Origin of the sequence: Streptomyces sp. NPDC096013 (genome assembly GCF_044763565.1) — a bacterium.
Taxonomy (GTDB): domain Bacteria; phylum Actinomycetota; class Actinomycetes; order Streptomycetales; family Streptomycetaceae; genus Streptomyces.
On sequence record NZ_JBIWGK010000011.1, the window covers coordinates 48,305 to 66,953 of the forward strand.

15 protein-coding genes are annotated in these 18,649 nt (G+C 71.1%); 8 read left to right on the forward strand and 7 right to left on the reverse strand.

Going from position 1 to position 18,649, the window contains the following annotated elements; genetic code table 11:
- Positions 1-118: 118 nt before the first annotated feature.
- Positions 119-832, forward strand: a complete 714-nt coding sequence (locus ACIRB1_RS31650; RefSeq protein ID WP_352183903.1) for a DUF4232 domain-containing protein — start codon at positions 119-121, stop codon at positions 830-832.
- 313 nt (positions 833-1,145) lie between these two features.
- Here ACIRB1_RS31650 and ACIRB1_RS31655 read toward each other — a convergent pair whose 3' ends face one another.
- On the reverse strand, positions 1,146-2,021 hold the full coding sequence (locus tag ACIRB1_RS31655) for a diacylglycerol kinase (RefSeq protein WP_352183904.1): 876 nt from the start codon (positions 2,019-2,021) through the stop codon (positions 1,146-1,148).
- A gap of 186 nt (positions 2,022-2,207) precedes the next feature.
- Here ACIRB1_RS31655 and ACIRB1_RS31660 point away from each other — a divergent pair, with 186 nt between their 5' ends.
- From ACIRB1_RS31660 to ACIRB1_RS31670, 3 genes are all read left to right on the forward strand, one after another.
- A complete protein-coding gene (locus tag ACIRB1_RS31660; protein ID WP_403467778.1) occupies positions 2,208-3,491 on the forward strand; it encodes an adenylosuccinate synthase in 1,284 nt (427 codons plus the stop codon).
- A 164-nt stretch (positions 3,492-3,655) separates the two neighbouring features.
- Positions 3,656-5,464: a 5'-nucleotidase C-terminal domain-containing protein gene (locus ACIRB1_RS31665; protein WP_352183906.1), complete on the forward strand. Its 1,809-nt coding sequence runs from the start codon at positions 3,656-3,658 to the stop codon at positions 5,462-5,464.
- Positions 5,465-5,621: 157 nt separating this feature from the next.
- Entirely contained in the window at positions 5,622-5,912 is a 291-nt protein-coding gene (locus tag ACIRB1_RS31670; RefSeq protein ID WP_352183907.1) for a hypothetical protein, read from the forward strand.
- A gap of 4 nt (positions 5,913-5,916) precedes the next feature.
- Here the strand turns inward: ACIRB1_RS31670 and ACIRB1_RS31675 are convergent, their stop codons facing one another.
- Positions 5,917-6,132, reverse strand: coding sequence for a 4-oxalocrotonate tautomerase family protein (locus tag ACIRB1_RS31675; RefSeq protein WP_352183908.1), 216 nt, complete (start codon positions 6,130-6,132; stop codon positions 5,917-5,919).
- A 134-nt stretch (positions 6,133-6,266) separates the two neighbouring features.
- Here ACIRB1_RS31675 and ACIRB1_RS31680 point away from each other — a divergent pair, with 134 nt between their 5' ends.
- Positions 6,267-7,139 (forward strand): helix-turn-helix transcriptional regulator, encoded by an 873-nt coding sequence (locus tag ACIRB1_RS31680; RefSeq protein ID WP_352183909.1) that lies wholly within the window; start codon positions 6,267-6,269, stop codon positions 7,137-7,139.
- Here ACIRB1_RS31680 and ACIRB1_RS31685 read toward each other — a convergent pair.
- The 4 genes from ACIRB1_RS31685 to ACIRB1_RS31700 form a co-directional block, all read right to left on the reverse strand.
- The gene (locus ACIRB1_RS31685) at positions 7,136-7,786 is read right to left on the reverse strand and encodes a hypothetical protein (protein WP_328830633.1); all 651 of its coding nucleotides are present in this window, start codon (positions 7,784-7,786) and stop codon (positions 7,136-7,138) included. The two genes, ACIRB1_RS31680 and ACIRB1_RS31685, sit on opposite strands and share 4 nt — an antisense overlap.
- A gap of 90 nt (positions 7,787-7,876) precedes the next feature.
- Positions 7,877-10,282: a dolichyl-phosphate beta-glucosyltransferase gene (locus ACIRB1_RS31690; protein WP_403467779.1), complete on the reverse strand. Its 2,406-nt coding sequence runs from the start codon at positions 10,280-10,282 to the stop codon at positions 7,877-7,879.
- Positions 10,283-10,323: 41 nt separating this feature from the next.
- Positions 10,324-11,025, reverse strand: a complete 702-nt coding sequence (locus tag ACIRB1_RS31695) for a GntR family transcriptional regulator (protein ID WP_352184082.1) — start codon at positions 11,023-11,025, stop codon at positions 10,324-10,326.
- Between the two features lie 150 nt (positions 11,026-11,175).
- Entirely contained in the window at positions 11,176-12,531 is a 1,356-nt protein-coding gene (locus ACIRB1_RS31700; protein WP_352183911.1) for an aspartate aminotransferase family protein, read from the reverse strand.
- 291 nt (positions 12,532-12,822) lie between these two features.
- Here ACIRB1_RS31700 and ACIRB1_RS31705 point away from each other — a divergent pair, with 291 nt between their 5' ends.
- Together ACIRB1_RS31705 and ACIRB1_RS31710 are read left to right on the forward strand one after the other, a co-directional pair.
- Entirely contained in the window at positions 12,823-15,594 is a 2,772-nt protein-coding gene (locus tag ACIRB1_RS31705) for a protein kinase (protein WP_403467780.1), read from the forward strand.
- A 141-nt stretch (positions 15,595-15,735) separates the two neighbouring features.
- A complete protein-coding gene (locus tag ACIRB1_RS31710) occupies positions 15,736-17,262 on the forward strand; it encodes a substrate-binding domain-containing protein (RefSeq protein WP_403467781.1) in 1,527 nt (508 codons plus the stop codon).
- 30 nt (positions 17,263-17,292) lie between these two features.
- On the opposite strand, the gene ACIRB1_RS31715 is transcribed toward ACIRB1_RS31710, so the two are convergent.
- Positions 17,293-18,003, reverse strand: coding sequence for an SLATT domain-containing protein (locus ACIRB1_RS31715; RefSeq protein WP_403467782.1), 711 nt, complete (start codon positions 18,001-18,003; stop codon positions 17,293-17,295).
- A 262-nt stretch (positions 18,004-18,265) separates the two neighbouring features.
- On the opposite strand from ACIRB1_RS31715, the gene ACIRB1_RS31720 reads away from it, so the two are divergent.
- On the forward strand, positions 18,266-18,613 hold the full coding sequence (locus tag ACIRB1_RS31720; protein ID WP_328830639.1) for a YbaB/EbfC family nucleoid-associated protein: 348 nt from the start codon (positions 18,266-18,268) through the stop codon (positions 18,611-18,613).
- Positions 18,614-18,649 lie beyond the last annotated feature (36 nt).

Genomic DNA, 18,649 nt, shown 5'->3' on the forward strand with positions numbered 1-18,649 from the left:
GGTAGGTGTGTGTAACAGGCATGTCTTGGGAGGGGGGCGGGGGGAACGGCGGGGCGGTGCCGGACGCTCCTCCTGGTCGGAAACGCTCACTGCCGACCGACCCCGAGGAAACAAGACGATGCGCGTTCACAAGCTCACCTTCGCCGCCCTGGCCGTCGCCGCCGGTCTCTCGCTCACCGCCTGCCAGAGCGGGAACGACAACGCGGGCCAAGGGCAGAGCGACCCGTCGTCCACCTCCTCCGCGTCGACCGGGGCCGGGTCCAACTCCGGCTCCAACTCCGGCGCCAACTCCACTTCCACGAGCGGCAGTTCGGGTACGAACGCCTCCGACCGGAGCGGTGCCTCGACGGGGACCGGCAGCTCGTCAGGTTCCGGCTCCGGCTCGGGCTCGGGCACCGGAGCGAGCGCCAAGACCGGCAAGTGCCGTACCGCCGATCTGAGGATCACCGCGCAGGACGGCACCATCGGCGGTGACACCGACGGCACCGTCGTCGTCACGCTGACCAACCGCAGCGGCCATGGCTGCACCGTCGCCGGGTACGCGGGCGTCGACCTGAAGACCGGCGCGGGGACGCTGTCCGCGAAGCGCACCGGTCAGGGGACCGTGTCGGCCGTGCTCAAGAACGGCGAGTCGACGTACTTCCCCGTCAGCTACCCGCTCAACACATCGGGCGGCTCCGGCGTCCGGATCACCGGGCTGGTCGTGACCCCGCCGGACGAGACCCACTCGGTCACCCTCGCCTGGCCGGGCGCCACGTCCCTGCCCGTCACCGACGGCTCCGGCGCCTCGGTCAAGGTCGGCCCGCTCGGCAGCGCCGGCCAGGGCGGCTGAACCGTACATCCGCCGGTCCCTCCGGCCACCGATACACCGGAGGACGACCACACCCCGCCCGCCCGGGTTCCCCAGGGGCGCGGGGACTGCGCGCCCAGCCACGTCGGTGGCCCGCTCGGCAGCGCCGGCCAGGGCGGCTGAACCGTACATCCGCCGGTCCCTCCGGCCACCGTTGCGCCGCAGGACGACCACACCCCGCCCGCCCCGGTCCCTCAGGGGCGCGGGGAACTGCGCGACCAGCCACGTCGGACCCGCACTCCGCACACAACCGGAACCACCCACCCCACCCCGGCCCGCCACCAACCTCAGGACCTCACCCCGGCAACGTAAGCCCCCAGGCCCCCTCCCGAACCACCCACGTCCGGGTCCGTACCGGCCCCCCGACCACCGCATCCGCCCGGTACCGGAAATCCGCCCCCGACACGGTCACGCTCCGCCCCCGCGCGTACAGCGGTGACGCCTCCGCGCCGACCGAGACGGGCCGCACCTCCACCTCGGCGAAGCCGGCCGCACCCGGGGTCACGGACACGCCGTCCACCGGCTGGTCCAGGTCCACCAGGGTCACGCCGTCCACCTCGACCCGCAGCCGCGCGGGACCGAGCCGGGTGACGCCGGTGAGGGGTTCCCGGGACGGCCGGGGCGGTACCAGGGTCCGTACCAGGGACTGGCAGGTCCGCAGCCAGGACGCGTGGCCGGTACCGGACGGCACCGGGGTCCGCTCCTCCGCCGGAGCCGCCCGCACCGGCAGCGAGGGTATCCGCAGGGCGCCGAGCACCACCCCGTCGCTCTCGTCGACGAGCAGGTCCTTCCGCCGTACGACCCCGTCGAGCACCGCGCGCGCCGCCGCGACCGCGCCCGTGGGGACGCCCAGCGCCCCCGCGAGGGAGAGGGCGGCTCCCACCGGCACCATCGACAGGGCACATCCGGCCAGTTCCCGCTGCCGGTACAGCAGGGACACCGCGCGGAGCAGGGCGCGGTCGTCGCCGATCACCACCGGGCGGCGCGAGCCCCGCCGGGCGAGGACCCGGGCGAATTCCTCGGGCCCGTCCGGCAGGCACACCTTCGTCGCCGCACCCGCGCTGAGCACGTCTTTCGCGATACGGACGGACTCCGCGTCGGCGCGCCGGGCGACCGGATCGATGACGACCAGCAGCTGATCTGAAGTCGCGAAAGTCGCCACCTCGGCCATGCCTCGCTTCCTCGGGTAGCATCTTTGTGCAAGAGCCCCTTGCGCTATTGCGCCAGGGGCTTCGTCTATTCCGGGGCATCCGGTCCGACGGGTTGCGGCCGACGAGGGTCGCGGGCGTACGAGGCACACCTGTGTCACGTACGCCTCTGACCTTGGACATGCCCCGCCCGGAAGGGGTGTACGCGCGTGCCCGCACTTGTGCTGCTCGGTGCTCAGTGGGGTGACGAAGGCAAGGGAAAGGCGACGGACCTGCTAGGTGGGTCGGTCGACTATGTGGTGCGCTACCAGGGCGGCAACAACGCCGGCCACACGGTAGTCGTGGGCGATCAGAAGTACGCCCTTCACCTGCTCCCTTCCGGGATCCTCACACCGGAGTGCACTCCGGTCATCGGAAACGGTGTCGTCGTCGACCCGTCGGTCCTGTTCTCCGAGCTGGACGGGCTGAACGAGCGCGGCGTCGACACGTCCAAGCTCCTGCTCAGCGGCAACGCCCACATCATCACGCCCTACAACGTGACGGTGGACAAGGTGATCGAGCGCTTCCTCGGGAAGCGGAAGATCGGGACGACGGGCCGCGGTATCGGGCCCACCTACGCGGACAAGATCAACCGCGTCGGCATCCGGGTCCAGGACCTCTACGACGAGTCGATCCTGACGCAGAAGGTCGAGGCTGCCCTCGACGTCAAGAACCAGATGCTCACCAAGCTCTACAACCGCCGCGCGATCGCCGTCGAGCAGGTCGTCGAGGAGCTGCTGGGCTACGCGGACCGGCTCAAGCCGTACGTCGCCGACACCGTCCTGATCCTCAACAAGGCGCTGGACGACGACAAGGTGGTCCTCTTCGAGGGCGGCCAGGGCACGCTCCTGGACATCGACCACGGCACGTATCCCTTCGTGACGTCGTCGAACCCGACTGCGGGCGGTGCCTGCACGGGTGCCGGTGTCGGCCCGACGAAGATCAGCCGGGTCATCGGCATCCTCAAGGCGTACACGACCCGCGTCGGCTCGGGCCCGTTCCCGACCGAGCTGTTCGACGAGGATGGCGAGGCGCTGCGCCGCATCGGCGGCGAGCGGGGTGTCACCACCGGCCGTGACCGGCGCTGCGGCTGGTTCGACGCGGTCATCGCCCGCTACGCGACCCGCGTGAACGGCCTGACCGACTTCTTCCTCACCAAGCTCGACGTCCTGACCGGCTGGGAGGAGATCCCGGTCTGCGTGGCGTACGAGATCGACGGCAAGCGCGTCGAGGAACTCCCGTACTCGCAGAGCGACTTCCACCACGCGAAGCCGATCTACGAGACCCTGCCCGGCTGGAGCGAGGACATCACGAAGGCCAAGACCTTCGCGGACCTCCCGAAGAACGCGCAGGCGTACGTGAAGGCGCTGGAGGAGATGTCCGGCGCGCCGATCTCCGCGATCGGCGTCGGGCCCGGCCGTACGGAGACGATCGAGATCAACTCGTTCATCTAGCGCGGCGGTTGGCTGGGGTGCTTGGGCCGGTCTTGGGAATCCTTGACCGGCCCTTGGGCTGTCCGTGGTTACGCCGGTAACGGGCGGAGGCCAACATCTACGCGGGTAGTCCGCCGCGCCCCGTATGCCAGCACCAGCCCTCTGCGCCCCTTCAGGAGTCCTGAATGCCCGTCAATCCCATGAATCGCCGCGAGTTCGTGCAGAAGTCCGCCGTCACGGGCGCTGTCGCGGCCGTCGCGGGGACGGCGGCGGTGACCCCGGCCGAGGCGGCCGACCGCCACCACAAGCCCCGTCCCCGGCCGAAGACCTGGTCGTTCTCCATCCTGGGCACGACCGACCTGCACAGCCACGTCTTCGACTGGGACTACTACTCGGACAAGGCGTACTCGGACAGCAAGGGCAACTCCGTCGGCGTCGCCCGCGTCGCCACCCTCATCAAGCAGCAGCGCGAGGCGAAGGGCGAGGGCCGCGTCCTGCTCGTCGACGCCGGTGACATCATCCAGGGCACCTCGCTGGGCTACTACTTCGCGCGCGTGGACCCCATCACGAGCGGCGCCAAGCACCCGATGGCCACGGCCATGAACCACATGCGCTACGACGCCGCAGCCCTCGGCAACCACGAGTTCAACTACGGCATCGACACCCTGCGCAAGTTCGAGCAGCAGTGTCACTTCCCGCTGCTCGGCGCCAACGCGCTGGACGCGAAGACCCTGCGCCCGGCGTTCGCGCCGTACACGGTGAAGCGCATCTGCGTCCCCGGCGCCCCCGACATCAAGGTCGGCATCCTCGGCCTGACCAACCCGGGCATCGCGCTGTGGGACAAGGACAACGTCAGCGGCAAGATGGTCTTCCCCGGCCTGGTCGAGCAGGCGAAGAAGTACGTCCCGCGGCTGCGCGCGCTCGGCTGTGACGTCGTCTTCCTCACCGACCACTCGGGCCTGGACGGCAGTTCGTCCTACGGCGACGAGCTGCCGTACGTCGAGAACGCCTCCAACCTCGTCGCCGAGCAGGTCCCCGGCATCGACGCGATCCTCGTGGGCCATACCCACGTCGAGGTCCCGTCGTACACGGTGAAGAACGAGCAGACCGGCGCGGACGTCCTCCTCTCCGAGCCGTACTGCTGGGGCTACCGCCTGAGCGTCTTCGACTTCGAGCTCGAACTCGTCCGCGGCCAGTGGAAGATCACCGGCAAGACGGCGCAGACCCTCAACCCGAACACGGTGGACGAGGACCCGGAGATCAAGAGGCTCCTGGAAGCGGACCACGAGCTGGTCGTGAAGTACGTCAACACGGCGGTCGGCACCTGCACCGAGGACCTCTCGGCGGCGGAGTCCTGCTGGAAGGACGTCCCGATCATGGACTTCATCCAGCAGGTGCAGATGGACTCGGTCAAGGCGGGCCTCTCGGCCGCCGACGCGGCCCTCCCGCTGATCTCGGTCGCGGCCCCCTTCAGCCGCACGGCCGACATCCCCAAGGGTTCCGTCACCATCAAGGACATCGCCGGCCTCTACATCTACGACAACACCCTCTACGGCAAGAAGCTCACCGGCGCCCAGCTCAAGGACTACCTGGAGTACGCGGCGAAGTACTACCACCAGGTCCCGGCGGGCACGAAGGTCGACACCGCGACCCTCACCAACGCCAACAGCTTCTGGGACTACATGTACGACGTGGCCGCGGGCGTCTCCTACGACATCGACATCGCCCAGGCCGAGGGTTCGCGCATCAAGAACCTGACGTACAACGGCACTTCGGTCACGGACGACCAGGTCTTCGTCGTCGCGGTCAACAACTACCGCGCGAACGGCGGCTCCGGCTACCCGCACATCGCGGCGGCGGAGACCGTCCACAGCGCCCCCGACCAGGTCCGCGATCTGATGATCGCCTACGTCACGGCGAAGGGCAGCCTGGACCCGGCGGACTTCGCGGCGGTGAACTGGAAGCTGACCCAGGCCGGTACGCCGGTCTTCTAGCCCGACCGCCCCGCCCCGCCCGGTCCGTCGTCGAGCCTGGCGGGGTGCGCACGGTGTACCGCGCGCACCCCGCCAGGCTCATCGAACATCAGCCGCATATCGGGCATATCCTGACGGTGTCCGTCTCGCGCACGCCAACCCGAAGAAGGTGACTGCGATGCGCATGATGCTGAAGGCGTCCATGGACACCGAGAAGGCCAACGACGCCATCCGGAACGGGACCCTGGGGAAGCTGATCCAGGAGTCCATGGAACAGATCAAGCCCGAGGCCGCGTACTTCACGGCGGAGAACGGCAAGCGGACCGCGTTGATGTTCTTCGATCTGAAGGACCCGACCGACATTCCGGCGATCAGCGAGCCGCTCTTCCTCAACCTGGGGGCCGAGCTGACCTATGTGCCGGTGATGAACCCGGAGGAGGTCGAGGCGGGTCTCGGCAAGGTGCGGTAGGGCCTCATTCCCGCGAGGTGCCCTGGATCTTGGCGAGGGTCAGGACACCGCCGCCGATGCCCCAGCCCGCGTCGGCGACCTCTTCGACCAGGACGAGGGTGGTGGCGCGGGCGCCGTCGCCGAAGATCTCGGCGTACAGGTCGGTGGTGCGCGTGATGATCTGCTCCTTCTGCTCCGCGGTGAGGGCGCCGGCGGGGACCTTGAAGTTGGCGAAAGGCATGGTGCTCTCTCTCCTCGTGGTGCTGTGCGGGACGGCTCAACCCTGCGCCCCCGGCACCCGCCCGGCCAGGGCTGAGCCCACCCGGGGGTTGGCGGCCCCTGGCTCGGACCTCGGGGAGAGGGCACGATGGGCGGGTGGACCTTCCCGAGCTCGCGGCGTTCCTGAAATCCCGGCGTGACCGCGTCCGGCCGGCCGACGTCGGGCTGCCCGTCGGGCCCCGGCGCCGGGTGCCCGGTCTGCGGCGGGAGGAGGTCGCGCAGCTGGCGGGGCTGTCCGCCGACTACTACACCGAGCTGGAGCGGGGGCGTGGCGCCCAGCCCTCCGCGCAGACCCTGTCCGCGCTCGCCCGTGCGCTGCGGCTGGGCGGCGACCAGCGGGACCATCTCTTCCACCTCGCCGACCGGCCGCTGCCGGAGTCGGCGCACGGCGTGGGCGCACGGCACGTCCAGCCCGCCCTGCTGGGGCTGCTGGACCGGCTGACGACGACCCCGGCCCAGGTGATCACCGACCTGCACGAGACCCTCGTACAGAACGAACTGGCGGTGGCGCTGCTCGGGCGGGCGCCGGAGCCGCGTGGGCCCGTCACCGGGTTCGCGTACCGCTGGTTCACCGATCCGGGCTCCCGCGCGATCTATCCGCCCGAGGACCACGCGCACCACTCGCGGGTCTTCGTCTCCGACCTGCACGCGGTGGCCGCCCGCCGCGGCCGGGACAGCGAGGTCGCCGGGATGACGGCCGCGCTGCGGCGGCGCAGCGCGGAGTTCGCAGCGCTGTGGGACACGCAGGAGGTCGGCCTGCGGCGCACCGATCACAAGCGGATCGTGCATCCCACGCTGGGCGTCATCGAGCTGGACTGCCACAGCCTGTTCAGCGAGGACGGCCGTCAGCGCCTCCTGTGGTTCACCGCCCCGCCCGGCACCGAGGGCGCCGCCCAGCTCGAACTGCTCGGCGTCATCGGCACACAGGACATGGCGGCGGACGAGGACTCCTCCCGGACCGCCGGTTAGCTGAACACGATCATCGAGCCCTGGGCCAGGCTGCGGGTCGCCGCGGCGTGCAGGCCCAGCCACACGTGCCGCTCGCGGGCGAACGGGCTGGGATCGTACGGCGCGGGGACGGCCGGTTCCTCCAACTCCGTCGGAGCGGCGGGGGGTTCGGGTGTCGCCGGCGGGTTCGCGGGGTCGATGCCGATCGTCGGGGCGACGAACTCCAGCTCGCGGAGCAGGGTCTGGGACGAGCCCAACGGGCCCCCGCCCGCGAGGAGTTCGTCGTTCGAGAGCGGGTGCGGGAAGTCGACCGGGACATAGGCGCCCGCGTGGTCGTAGTGCCAGACCAGGTGGGACTGCTGGGCCGTGTTCTCGAACATCTCCAGGAGCTGTTCGTAGTCGCCGCCGAGTTCGTCGACCGGCGTCACCGGGAGGCCGCAGACCTGGAGCAGGTAGGCCCGGCGCAGGAAGTGCAGCGCGTCGTAGTCGAAACCCGCGACCGGGGCGACCTCGCCGGAGAGTCCCGGCATGTACTGGTACACCGGCACCGGGGGGAGCCCGGCCTCGGCCAACAGGGAGTTGTAGAGCGCGAGTTCGTCGGCGAACGGGTTGTCGGGGGTGTGGCACAACACGTCGACGAGCGGGACCAGCCACAGGTCACAGGCCAAAAGGGGGCTCCTCGGTTACTCGCTGCGCATCGTGGATCTCGCATGGTGGTCAGGCAAGAGTAGGGGGAAGAGTAGTCGGTGCGGCCCGGGTCAGCTCCCCTCGTGCAGGTCCCATACCCACACACCGTCCACCCACTTACCGGGGCGCCCCACCAGCTTCTCCACCGCCGTGCGGAGCTTGTCGTCGTTGGGCTGCGGCGCGATCACCAGCGCGCCCGCGTGCCAGTACGCGAAGTCGGCCTTGGCCTGCGCCCGCCAGTTCTTGCCGATGGTCGGGATGACGCCGGTGTAGCGGACGTCCCGCAGCATGTTGGAGGTGTAGCGGGGCGGGGCGCCGTAGATGCCGATGCGGTCGTCGCCGTAGGGACCGTTGAAGTAGCCGCCGGGCATCTTGAAGCCGAGGCCGGCGGCGGTCTGCCAGTGCAGGGGCTCCGCCGCGCCGGGGTCGGCGAGGGGGAGCGGGACGATCGATTCGCCGGCGCGGACGTACGACGTGTAGGTGCCGTCGGTGAAGAAGGCGGGCACCGTCGCCCGCTCGACGGCCTTCAGGGGCGCGGGGATGATCGGGATCAGGGCCATGGACACGGCGAGCAGGCCCACGTACTGCGTGCCGGGCTGCCGGGTCGCCGCCAGCTTGTCGACCGCGATCGCCAGCAGCATGCCCAGCGCGGGCGCGCAGATCATCGCGACCCGGCCCTCGATCACCGACTCGAAGAGCGGCTTGTGGGCGAGCAGGGCCCAGGGGCCGGGGTAGACCGTGTCCGTGAGCGGGATGCGGATCTTGGGGCCCATGGAGAGGATCGCGGCCGCGACCGCGGTGAACGCGAGCGCCTTGACGAGGGCGTGCTCCCACAGCCGTACGACGATGGCGAAGGCGAGGGCGACGAGCGGCCAGCCGTAGAAGGCGTTCTGCTCGGTGGGGTTGAGGGAGAGGGAGTTCGCGCGGACCTCGTTGCCCGCGATCAGGGAGCGTTCGGCGAAGGAGAGCAGCGCGAGGGGGCTGTTGCCGGCGTTGTCGCCGTGCAGGACGCTCTTGTAGCTCTGCGGGCCCGCGAACTGGTAGTAGATCGGGATCAGGATGATCGGGGCGCAGACCGCCGCCGCGATGCCCAGGCCCTTGAGGAGCGGGCGCCAGGACGCCTTGACGACGTCCCGGTTGAGGACTCCGTAGGCGGCGGCGAACAGGATCATGCCCATCGTGGCCAGGAGCAGGGGCTCCTCGCCGAGGAAGATCTGGTAGGCCGCCATCAGGCCGAGCACGATCCCGTCCCGGACGACCCGGGTGCCCGCGCACAGGCGCAGGGCGCGGTCGATGATCAGCGGGATCATGAAGAGGATGACGAAGTTCGGGTGCGCGTTGGCGTGGCTGACCATCGGCGGGGCGAAGGCGGCGAGCGAGGCGCCGACGAAGGCCGCGGCCCGTTGCCGTACGACGCGCTTCACGATCAGCCAGTACCAGGCGGCGGCCGTGACCGCGAGGCCCAGCGCCATGCAGACGCTGAGGGAGACCGCGGGGCCTGCCAGCAGGGTGAGGGGCGTGAAGGGGACCGAAAGGCCCAGCATGACGGTGTTGGCCATGAGGTTCACGCCGTCGGGGAAGCCCTGGAGGTCCGTGAAGAGCGGGTTGTGGAAGTGGGCGACGTTGTGGGCCGTGACCGCGAAGAACCACTCCCACTGGTTCTGGTCCTGGAGCGAGTCGACCAGGTAGCGGTGGTTCGGGTCGAAGAGGCGGCCCGAGTAGAGGCCGACCGACATCAGGAGGAAGAGGACGACGACCAGGACGTCGGCGGGGCGCAGGGCGCGGGCGCGGAGGCGGCCCAGTTCCGTGAGGACCTTGGCGTAGTCGAGGGGTCGTACCTTCGAGCCGGACTGGTGGGCCCAGCGCACCGGTACCTCGGCGACCTCCCAGTCGGCCCGGCGGAAGTGCTGGAGGACTTCCACGTCGATGCCCCAGCCGTTGATGCGGGAGGCGGCGAAGGCCTCGCGGGCGCGGTCGCCCTCGAACAGCTTGAAGCCGCACTGGGTGTCCCGTATGCCGGGCACCGCGGCCTGGCGTATGAGGAAGTTGCCCGCGCGGCCCAGGAGTTCACGTATCGGGTGCTGGTGGCTCTCGATCGTCGCGCCGGGCGCGGCGCGGGAGCCGATCGCGGCGGCGCGGCCCTCGCTCAGCTCCTTGTCGAGCTTCTCCAGCTCCTCGATGGGCGCGGCCAGATCGGCGTCCGTGACCAGCACCCGGTGGCCGCGCGAGGCGGCGACGCCGAGGCGCAGGGCGTGGCCCTTGCCTCGGTTGCGGGGGCTGGTGACCAGCTGCACCCGGGGGTCGGCGCGGGAGGTGACGACCTCGCGGGTCCCGTCGTCGGAGCCGTCGTCGGCGACGAGGATCTCCCACTCGCCGAAGCGGCCCTCGTTGTCGGCGAGATACGTGGTGATCGCGTCGAGCGTCGGCCCGAGCCGCCGTTCCTCGTTGTAGGCGGGCACGACGACGCTGAGGTCCACGCAGGCACTGTCCACGGCCGGAGCGGCCCTTTCCGGTCCGGTCACCGGGCGGCCAGCCGCTCGATGAGGTCGAGGGAGTGCGTGTTGTACGCGAGGATGATCGAGCGGGCGGCCGGGGTGTCGCGGCGCGCCAGGGCGTCGACCAGTTCGGTGTGCTCGGACCACAGCCGGCCGCGCAGATCGGTCAGCCGGCGCAGATGCTGCACGGTGCACACCCAGGACTGGACGCGCAGCCGGTGCAGGAAGTCGCCGAGGTAGGGGTTGCCGAACATGGCACTCAACTCGCGCCAGTAGCGCAGGTCGTAGCCGATCAGCACGGAGAGGTCACCGGCGTCGGCGGCGCGCTGGGCCTCCTCGCCGCGGCGGCGGACCCCGGCGAGCGCGGCGACCGTGCGCGGGTCGTCGGTGCGGTCGAAGACGGGGTGGCCCTCGATCATGGCCAGGAACATGCCCTCGGTGACCAGGGCGCGGGCCTCGATCATCCCGCGGTGGTCGGCCACCGAGTACTCGTGGACGCGGAAGCCGCGGTGCTGGTCGGCTTCCAGGAGTCCCTGCGCGGAGAGATCGACGAGAGCTTCCCTGACCGGGGTGGCGGAGACGCCGTACTGCTCGGCGATCTCCTTCACCGTGAACTCCTGTCCGGGCTGGAGCCGGCCGGCCAGGACCTCGTCGCGAAGCGCGTCGGCGATCTGCTGCCGCAGGGTGCTGCGGGTCACGGCGCCGCTGCCGCTGCTTCCGGGCATCGTCGGGGCGTCTCCCTCGTCGCGTTCGATGGCGTACTCGTATATGTCTACGAGCACGCCACCTTACGCGTTCGGGTTCCCGCCCTGCCCGGATGCGGGCACCCACTCCGTGGAAGGGCTGATTCCGGTCCCCGTCCGGGGACGCGTGGACTATTCCGTGAACTCGTCCGCCACGGAAAGCGCCGTGTCCAGGGCGGCGAGGCCCTCCTTCAGCTCGGCCTCGCTCACGTTGCAGGGCGGGACGACGTGGGTGCGGTTCATGTTCACGAACGGCCACAGCCCCTGCTGCTTGGCGGCACCCCCGAAGGCGGCCATCGCCGCGTTCGCCTCACCGGCCGCGTTGTACGGCACCAGCGGCTCCCGCGTCTCGCGGTTCCTCACCAGCTCCAGCGCCCAGAACATGCCGACCCCGCGCACCTCGCCGACGCTCGGGTGCCGCTCGGCCAGCGCCCGCAGAGCGGGTTCGAGGACGGTCGTACCGAGGGTCCTGGCATTCTCCACGACCCCCTCCTCGGCCATGACGTTGATCGTCGCGACCGCGGCGGCACAGGCCAACGGGTGCCCGGAGTACGTCAGTCCGCCCGGGTAGGGCCGTGTGCCGAAGGTGTCCGCGATCGCGCCGGAGATGGCGACACCGCCGAGCGGGACATAGCCGGAGTTCACACCCTTGGCGAAGGTCATCAGGTCCGGTACGACGTCGAACAGGTCGGCCGCGAACCACTCACCGGTCCGCCCGAACCCGGCCATCACCTCGTCCAGGACGAAGACGATCCCGTACTTGTCGCAGATCTCACGGACCCCGGCGAGGTAGCCGGGCGGCGGCACCATGATCCCGGCGGTGCCCGGAATGGTCTCCAGGACGATCGCGGCGATGGTCGCCGGGCCCTCGAAGGCGATCGTCGTCTCCAGGTGTTCGAGCGCGCGCTCGCACTCCTGCGCCTCGGTCTCGGCGTAGAAACGGGACCGGTACAGGAAGGGCGCCCAGAAGTGCACCACCCCGGCCGCGCCGCTGTCGCTGGCCCAGCGGCGGGGATCCCCGGTGAGGTTGATCGCCTGCTGCGTACCGCCGTGGTACGAGCGGTAGGCGGAGAGCACCTTCGGGCGACCGGTGTGCAGCCGGGCCATGCGCGTCGCGTGCTCGATGGCGTCGGCGCCGCCGTTGGTGAAGAAGATCTTGTCCAGGTCGCCGGGCGTGCGCTCGGCGATCAGCCGGGCCGCCTCGGAGCGGGCCTCGATCGCGAAGGCGGGCGCGAAGGTGGTGAGGGTCGCGGCCTGCTCCTGGATCGCGGCGACGACCTTCGGGTGCTGGTACCCGATGTTCGTGTAGACGAGCCCGCTGGTGAAGTCCAGGTAGCGCTTCCCGTCGTAGTCCCAGAAGTACGACCCCTCCGCGCCGGCCACGGCGAGCGGGTCGATGAGCTCCTGCGCGGACCAGGAGTGGAACACATGCGCACGGTCCGCGGCCTTCACGGCGGCGCCGGCCTGGGGATGGGGCTGAGGGGTCATGCGGTGAGGGTAAATGTCCGCGATGCGGAAGCGGTATCGGCGTCCTGTCTGCGGTCGGCCGCTTTCCGCGACAGGTTGTCCAGGGGGGTCGCCGGAGGCTGGGGGTAAAACTACCCGCTGTGCGGGCGGATGACCGGTTAGAAAAGGTCCCAGCCTGCGGAGGGTGCCCAGGGTCTCCTGTTACGGAACCGTAGACACCGCCCCGGTCATCGGGCCCGGTCCCCGCACTATTGTCGGTCTCGCGCAGGGCACAGGGGTGTGACCGGGGATTTCGGGGGAGGCGGCGCGGCCATGGAGAAACTGGGGGCGGCCGATCCGCAGCGGATCGGGGCGTACCGGCTGGTGGCCCGGCTGGGTGCCGGCGGCATGGGGCAGGTGTACCTGGCCCGCTCGGACCGGGGACGCACGGTCGCGGTGAAACTGGTGCGCGAGGATCTGGCCGCGCAGGAGGAGTTCCGGGCCCGGTTCCGGCAGGAGGTGCGGGCCGCGCGGCGGGTCGGCGGCCACTGGACGGCACCGGTGCTGGACGCGGACACCGAGGCCGAGGCGCCGTGGGTGGCCACCGGGTATGTCGCGGGACCCACGCTGCAACAGGTCGTCGGGCGCGACCACGGGGCACTGCCCGAGCGTTCGGTACGCATCCTCGCGGCCGGGCTCGCGCACGCGCTTCAGGACATCCACGCCGCCGGGATCGTCCACCGCGACCTCAAGCCGTCCAACGTGCTGGTGACCATCGACGGTCCCCGCGTCATCGACTTCGGCATAGCGCGGGCCCTGGAGACACTCGCCGGGGACGGGCTCACCCGCACCGGCTCGCTGGTCGGCTCGCCCGGGTTCATGGCACCGGAACAGGTGCGGGGCGACCGCATCACCCCGGCCTGCGACGTCTTCTGCCTCGGCTCCGTCCTCGCCTACGCGGCGACCGGCACCCTGCCCTTCGGCACCGCCGGCAGCGGAGTCCACGCCCTGATGTTCCGCATCGCCCAGGAGGAACCCGACCTGTCGGGCGTCCCCGAGGGCATCGCCGACCTGGTCCGCGACTGCCTCCGCAAGGACCCGGCGACCCGCCCGACCCTCCACCACATCCTCGACCGCACGGGCGCCGACGACACGGTCTCCGACGGCCGCTCCCGCGACCCCTGGCTCCCCAACACCCTCGTCGCCCAACTGGGCCGCCACGCAGTCAAGTTGCTGGACACGGAGGACCCGGAAACAGCGGAACGCGAACGGATGCCTCTGACGGCGACGGCGCCAGCGCCGGGCTCGGAGGAGCCGACTCGGGAGAGTGCCGGGCGGGAGAGCGCCGGTCGGGTGGGTGCCGCTTCGGTGGGTGCCGGTCCGGAGAGCGCCGGTCGGGAGGGTGCCGCTTCGGTGGGTGCCGGTCCGGAGAGCGCCGGTCGGGAGGGTGCCGCTCTGGAGGGTGCCGGTCCGGTGGGTGCCGGTCTGGAGGGTGCTGCTTCGAAGGGCGCCGGTCGGGAGGGCGTCGGTCTGGAGAGCGCTGCTCCGGAGGGCGCTGGTCCGGTGGGTGCCGGTCTGGAGGGTGCCGCTTCGGGCGGTGGCGGTCCGGAGGGTGCAGCTTTTGAGGGCGTCGGTCCGGAGGACGCCGATCCGGAGGGTGCCGGTCTGGTACGGGCTGGCTCGGAAGGTGTCGGCTCGGGCCGGCCCGACTCGGAGCGGCCCGGCTCGGGGTCGGCGTCTCCGGGTCGGATGAGCCCGGAGGGGCAGGCTCCGGAGACGCGGAGCCCCGGCGAGCAGAACCCGACCGCCCAGATCCCGACCGGCCAAGACCCGGGCGCCCAGATCCCGACCGGCCAAGACCCGGGCGCCCAGATCCGGACCGGCCAGGACCCGGGCGCCCAGATCCCGACCGGCCAGGACCTCGGCGTCCAGAACTCGGCCGTCCAGAACTCGGCCGCCCAGAATCCCGGCGTCCAGAATCCCGGCGGCCAGATCCCGACCGCCCAGAACCCCGGCGGCCAAAACCCTGCCCTGCGGAACCCGGAGGCGCACGGCGCGGCGGCGGCCGAAGAGACCGTGCCCACCGTCCCGCCCGTCCCCCCGGTCACTCCCGTCCCCCCGGCCACTCCCGTCACCCTGGAGAAACCGGAAACCCTCCTCCGCGAAACCCCCACCCCCGCTTCCTCCGAGGCCTCCCCCGAACACGCCCCCGCCTCCGACGACTCCTCCCCGACGCCCACCGCACCGGACAACCCCCTCCCCACGGCGGTCGCCGACGGGACGGGAACACCCCGCACCCAGAACCCGCCCGCCCCGCACCCGGCCTACGGCTCCCCGCAGCAGCACCCCCAGCCCACCGCCTACAACCCCCCGCCACCGCCGGCCGCCTATGGCTACCCGCAGGAGCCCCCCGCCCGCCAACTCGTCGGCTGGGGCGGCCAGGTGCCCTACAACCCCTACCCCCACAACCACGACGTCGGCCTCGGCCCCACCCCGCCCTACGGCCCGGTCCGGGGCGGCGAGCCCCAGGCGCCGCCCCGCAACGGGCGGTCGACCGCGCTGCTCGTCGTGGTCGCGCTGATCGTCGCGCTGGGCGCCGGCGGTTCGGTGTACGCGCTGATGAAGGACGGCGGCAACGGCAGCCGCACGAAGGCCGGTTCGGGCGGCGGCCCGGCCACCGGCACCGCGCCCACCACCCCGGGCCCGAGCACCGGTGAGCCGAGCGCGTCGCCCTCCCCGTCGGCCACCCCGACCGGCGACGGCGCCGTACCGGCCGGCTATCTCGGCACCTGGAACGCGTCCATCGACAACGACACCGGCCACAACACCCGCCAACTCACCATCCGGCAGGGAAAGGTGGGCGACCCGGTGCTGACGCTGGTCGCGGACGGACCCGGCTACCACTGCGAGTTCAGCGCCGACCTCGCCCAAGAACCGGGCGGTGAGAGCCCGTTGGCGATCGGCGCCTCCACCGTCACCTCGGGGCAGCCGCGTTCGTCCTGCAACCCGGGCGCCGCCACCGAGATCACCCTGCTGTCGGACCGCACGCTCCAGCGCGTGAACACCAGCACCGGCGAGAAGCTGACGTACACCAGGTCGGGCTGAACACTCCCGGCACGTCCCGGCAACTCCCTTCACCACGGCTCCAGTTGAACGTCACGCGAACTTCGGCCAAGACCCCCTGCGGGTTTCCCGGTGCCGCTCGTACCGTGACCCCACGATCCGGCTGGGGAGCGGGGGCCCGCAGTGGAGTGGCTGAGCGCGGAGAACGTCGTCGCCGTCGGCACGGCGGTGCTCGGCATCGTCGCGTCCGGCGTGATGGTCTGGTACGAACGCCGGGTGCCGCGCCGCAAGCGGATCGGCTACCGCGTCCAGATGGACAACCCCATCGGCGACGACGTCCGTTCGGGCCGCGCCAACAGACGCCTCGGCCTCTTCGACGAGGCCCCCGGCATGTCCGACGCCACCCTCGTCCTGCTGCGCATCGAGAACGACGGCTCCCAGAGCATCGCCGACAACGACTACACCGGACGCGAACTCCACGGCCTCACCGCGGTGTTCACCGACCGCACGATCCGCGGCGTCTCCGTCACCCAGCCCGTCGGCACCGACCATCTGATGGACCACTTCACCCCGGCGGCCGGCCTCGGCTACGACGGCAACACCCTGCGCATCCCGCGCGTCCCGCTCAACCCCCGCGACCACTTCAAGCTGCTGGTGCTGCTCTCCGGCGGTGACGTCGGCTGCCCGATACGGCTCATCGGCGGCATCCGCGACGGCGAGGTGCACCCCAACCGCAGCGCGACCCCGGACGACAAGGCGCCCCTGTTCAGCCGCGCCTCCCGACTGATCACCATCATGCTCACGGTGTGCGTGGTGACCCTCGCGGCGATCGTCGTGCTCCGCGACGACTCCCCGCCCCCGATCGGCTGCGCGCGCGGCACCCTCGCCGTCACCGGTTCCACCGCGTTCGCGCCGGTGGTGGAGGAGGTCGCGAAGAAGTACGCGCGGGACTGCGAGGGCGCGCACATCACCGTCGACCCGCACGGATCGACCGCGGGCGTACGGGAGTTGGAGGCCACCGGGCTCGCCGCGAAGAAGGGCTCACCGGCCGTCGTGGCGCTGTCGGACGGCCCCAAGCCCAGCGACATGCCGCAACTGCGGGAGAACCGGATCGCGGTGTCGGTGTTCGCGATCGTCGTCAACAACGGCATCCCCCTGAAGAACCTCTCCACCGCAGACGTACGACGGCTGTACCGGGGCGAGATCAGGAACTGGAAGCAGCTCGGGGGACCGGACCTCGCGGTGCACCTGGTCAGCCGGGACGCCAACTCCGGGACGCGCCAGGTGTTCCAGCGCCGGGTGCTGAAGCGCGGCGAGATCGCCAACTCCTCCGTCGACTGCGTGCACAAGGACGACCCGACCGCGCCGGTCATCCGCTGTGAACTCGACTCCACGGACCAGGTGTTGACCCAGGTCGCCGCACTCCCCGGGGCCATCGGCTACAGCGAACTCACCCTCGCCTCCGGCGCCAAGGGCCTGCACACCCTCGGCCTCGACGGCCACCCGCCGTCCGTGGACGCCATCGAACACGGCACGAGCGACTACCCGTACCGCGAGATCGAGTACGCCTACACCTACGGCCAGCCCCCGGCCGACTCCCTCGCGTCGAGCTTCCTGACCTATCTGTCCCGGGGCAACGGCCAGGACGTGATCCGCACCCACGGCCACATCCCGTGCTGGACCCCGGAGGGCCTGAAACTCTGCGCCTAGCGTCAGCCGGCGGGCCGGCTCACGGCCGACTCACCGGGGCTCCGGCGGCCGCTGCCTCGGCATGTTCGGCCGCGTCCCCCCGCCCGGCCCCGGCGGCATCGGGAACCTGCCGTGCACCACGGTCCCCTCCTGCCGCCCGCCCGGCACTACCGCCGACTGGATGCCCAGCGGCCCCGCCCCGGTCCGGAACTCCACCATCCAGTCGGCGGTCTCCACCCGGACCAGTTCCGTCAGGTCCTCCGAGAACCGCCGCAGCACCGCGAGGCACCGGTCCGCGGCCTCGCTCGCCGTGCCCTCCGCGGGCCCCAGGAACTCCCGGACACCCTCCGAGGCCCAGTCGAACTGGAGCACCTGAAGCCGCCGCTGCACGGCCTGCGCCGTCGCCACGTCCCGCATCCACCCGGACGTCATCCCGAAGAATCGGTCCCCGGCCACGCACGCGGCCCCCAGCAGCAGCGCCAGATAGCCCCACGGTGCCGCCCCGCCCGCCGCCCCGGTCAGGTCGAGCAGCGGCAGCGCCGCCCCCGCCACCGCGCCCAGCGCCGCGCCCGCGCGCAGCACCCGCGCCCCGCGCCGCTTCCACACCCGGCCGGTGAGATAGCAGGAGGCCGTCTCCAGCGCCCCGCGCTCGACCCACCGGTACAGCTCGTCCAGCCGGGCCGTCGGCTCGCCCCAGTCCCCGAGCGGGAACGGCCGCCCGGCCAGATCGCCACCTTCGGGCTGAATCTCGGGCTGACCCACCCGGCACTCCCTTACGTCGTGTGACATCTGATGCTGATGTGCCGGACCCTTCCTACCGCCCAATGGGTGGCGAAGGATCTGGTTTCACCTCTTTTCCGCCCGGAAGTGGGTCTTGATCAGGTATAGGACACGGTGAAGACTCACTCGAAAGAGTGCTGAAGCGATGACTGCCCGGACCACGTAGGCTCGTGCCGAGCGGGGAAAACCTTCGCCCATGCAGCCGTATCCATGACTGACAGCCGTACGAAACCAGGAGCTGATCGTGATTCCCGGTGGTGGCCAGCCCAATATGCAGCAGCTGCTGCAACAGGCCCAGAAGATGCAGCAGGACCTGGCGAACGCGCAGGAGGAGCTGGCGCGGACCGAGGTCGAGGGACAGGCGGGCGGCGGGCTGGTCAAGGCCACCGTCACCGGCTCCGGCGAGCTGCGCGCGCTGAAGATCGACCCGAAGGCCGTCGACCCGGACGACACGGAGACGCTCGCGGACCTGATCGTCGCGGCCGTCCAGGCGGCCAACGAGAACGCGCAGACCCTCCAGCAGCAGAAGCTCGGCCCGCTGGCCCAGGGTCTCGGCGGCGGCGGCAGCGGTATCCCCGGTCTGCCTTTCTAAGACGGCCCGCGGCCAACTACGGTACGTACGGCACGT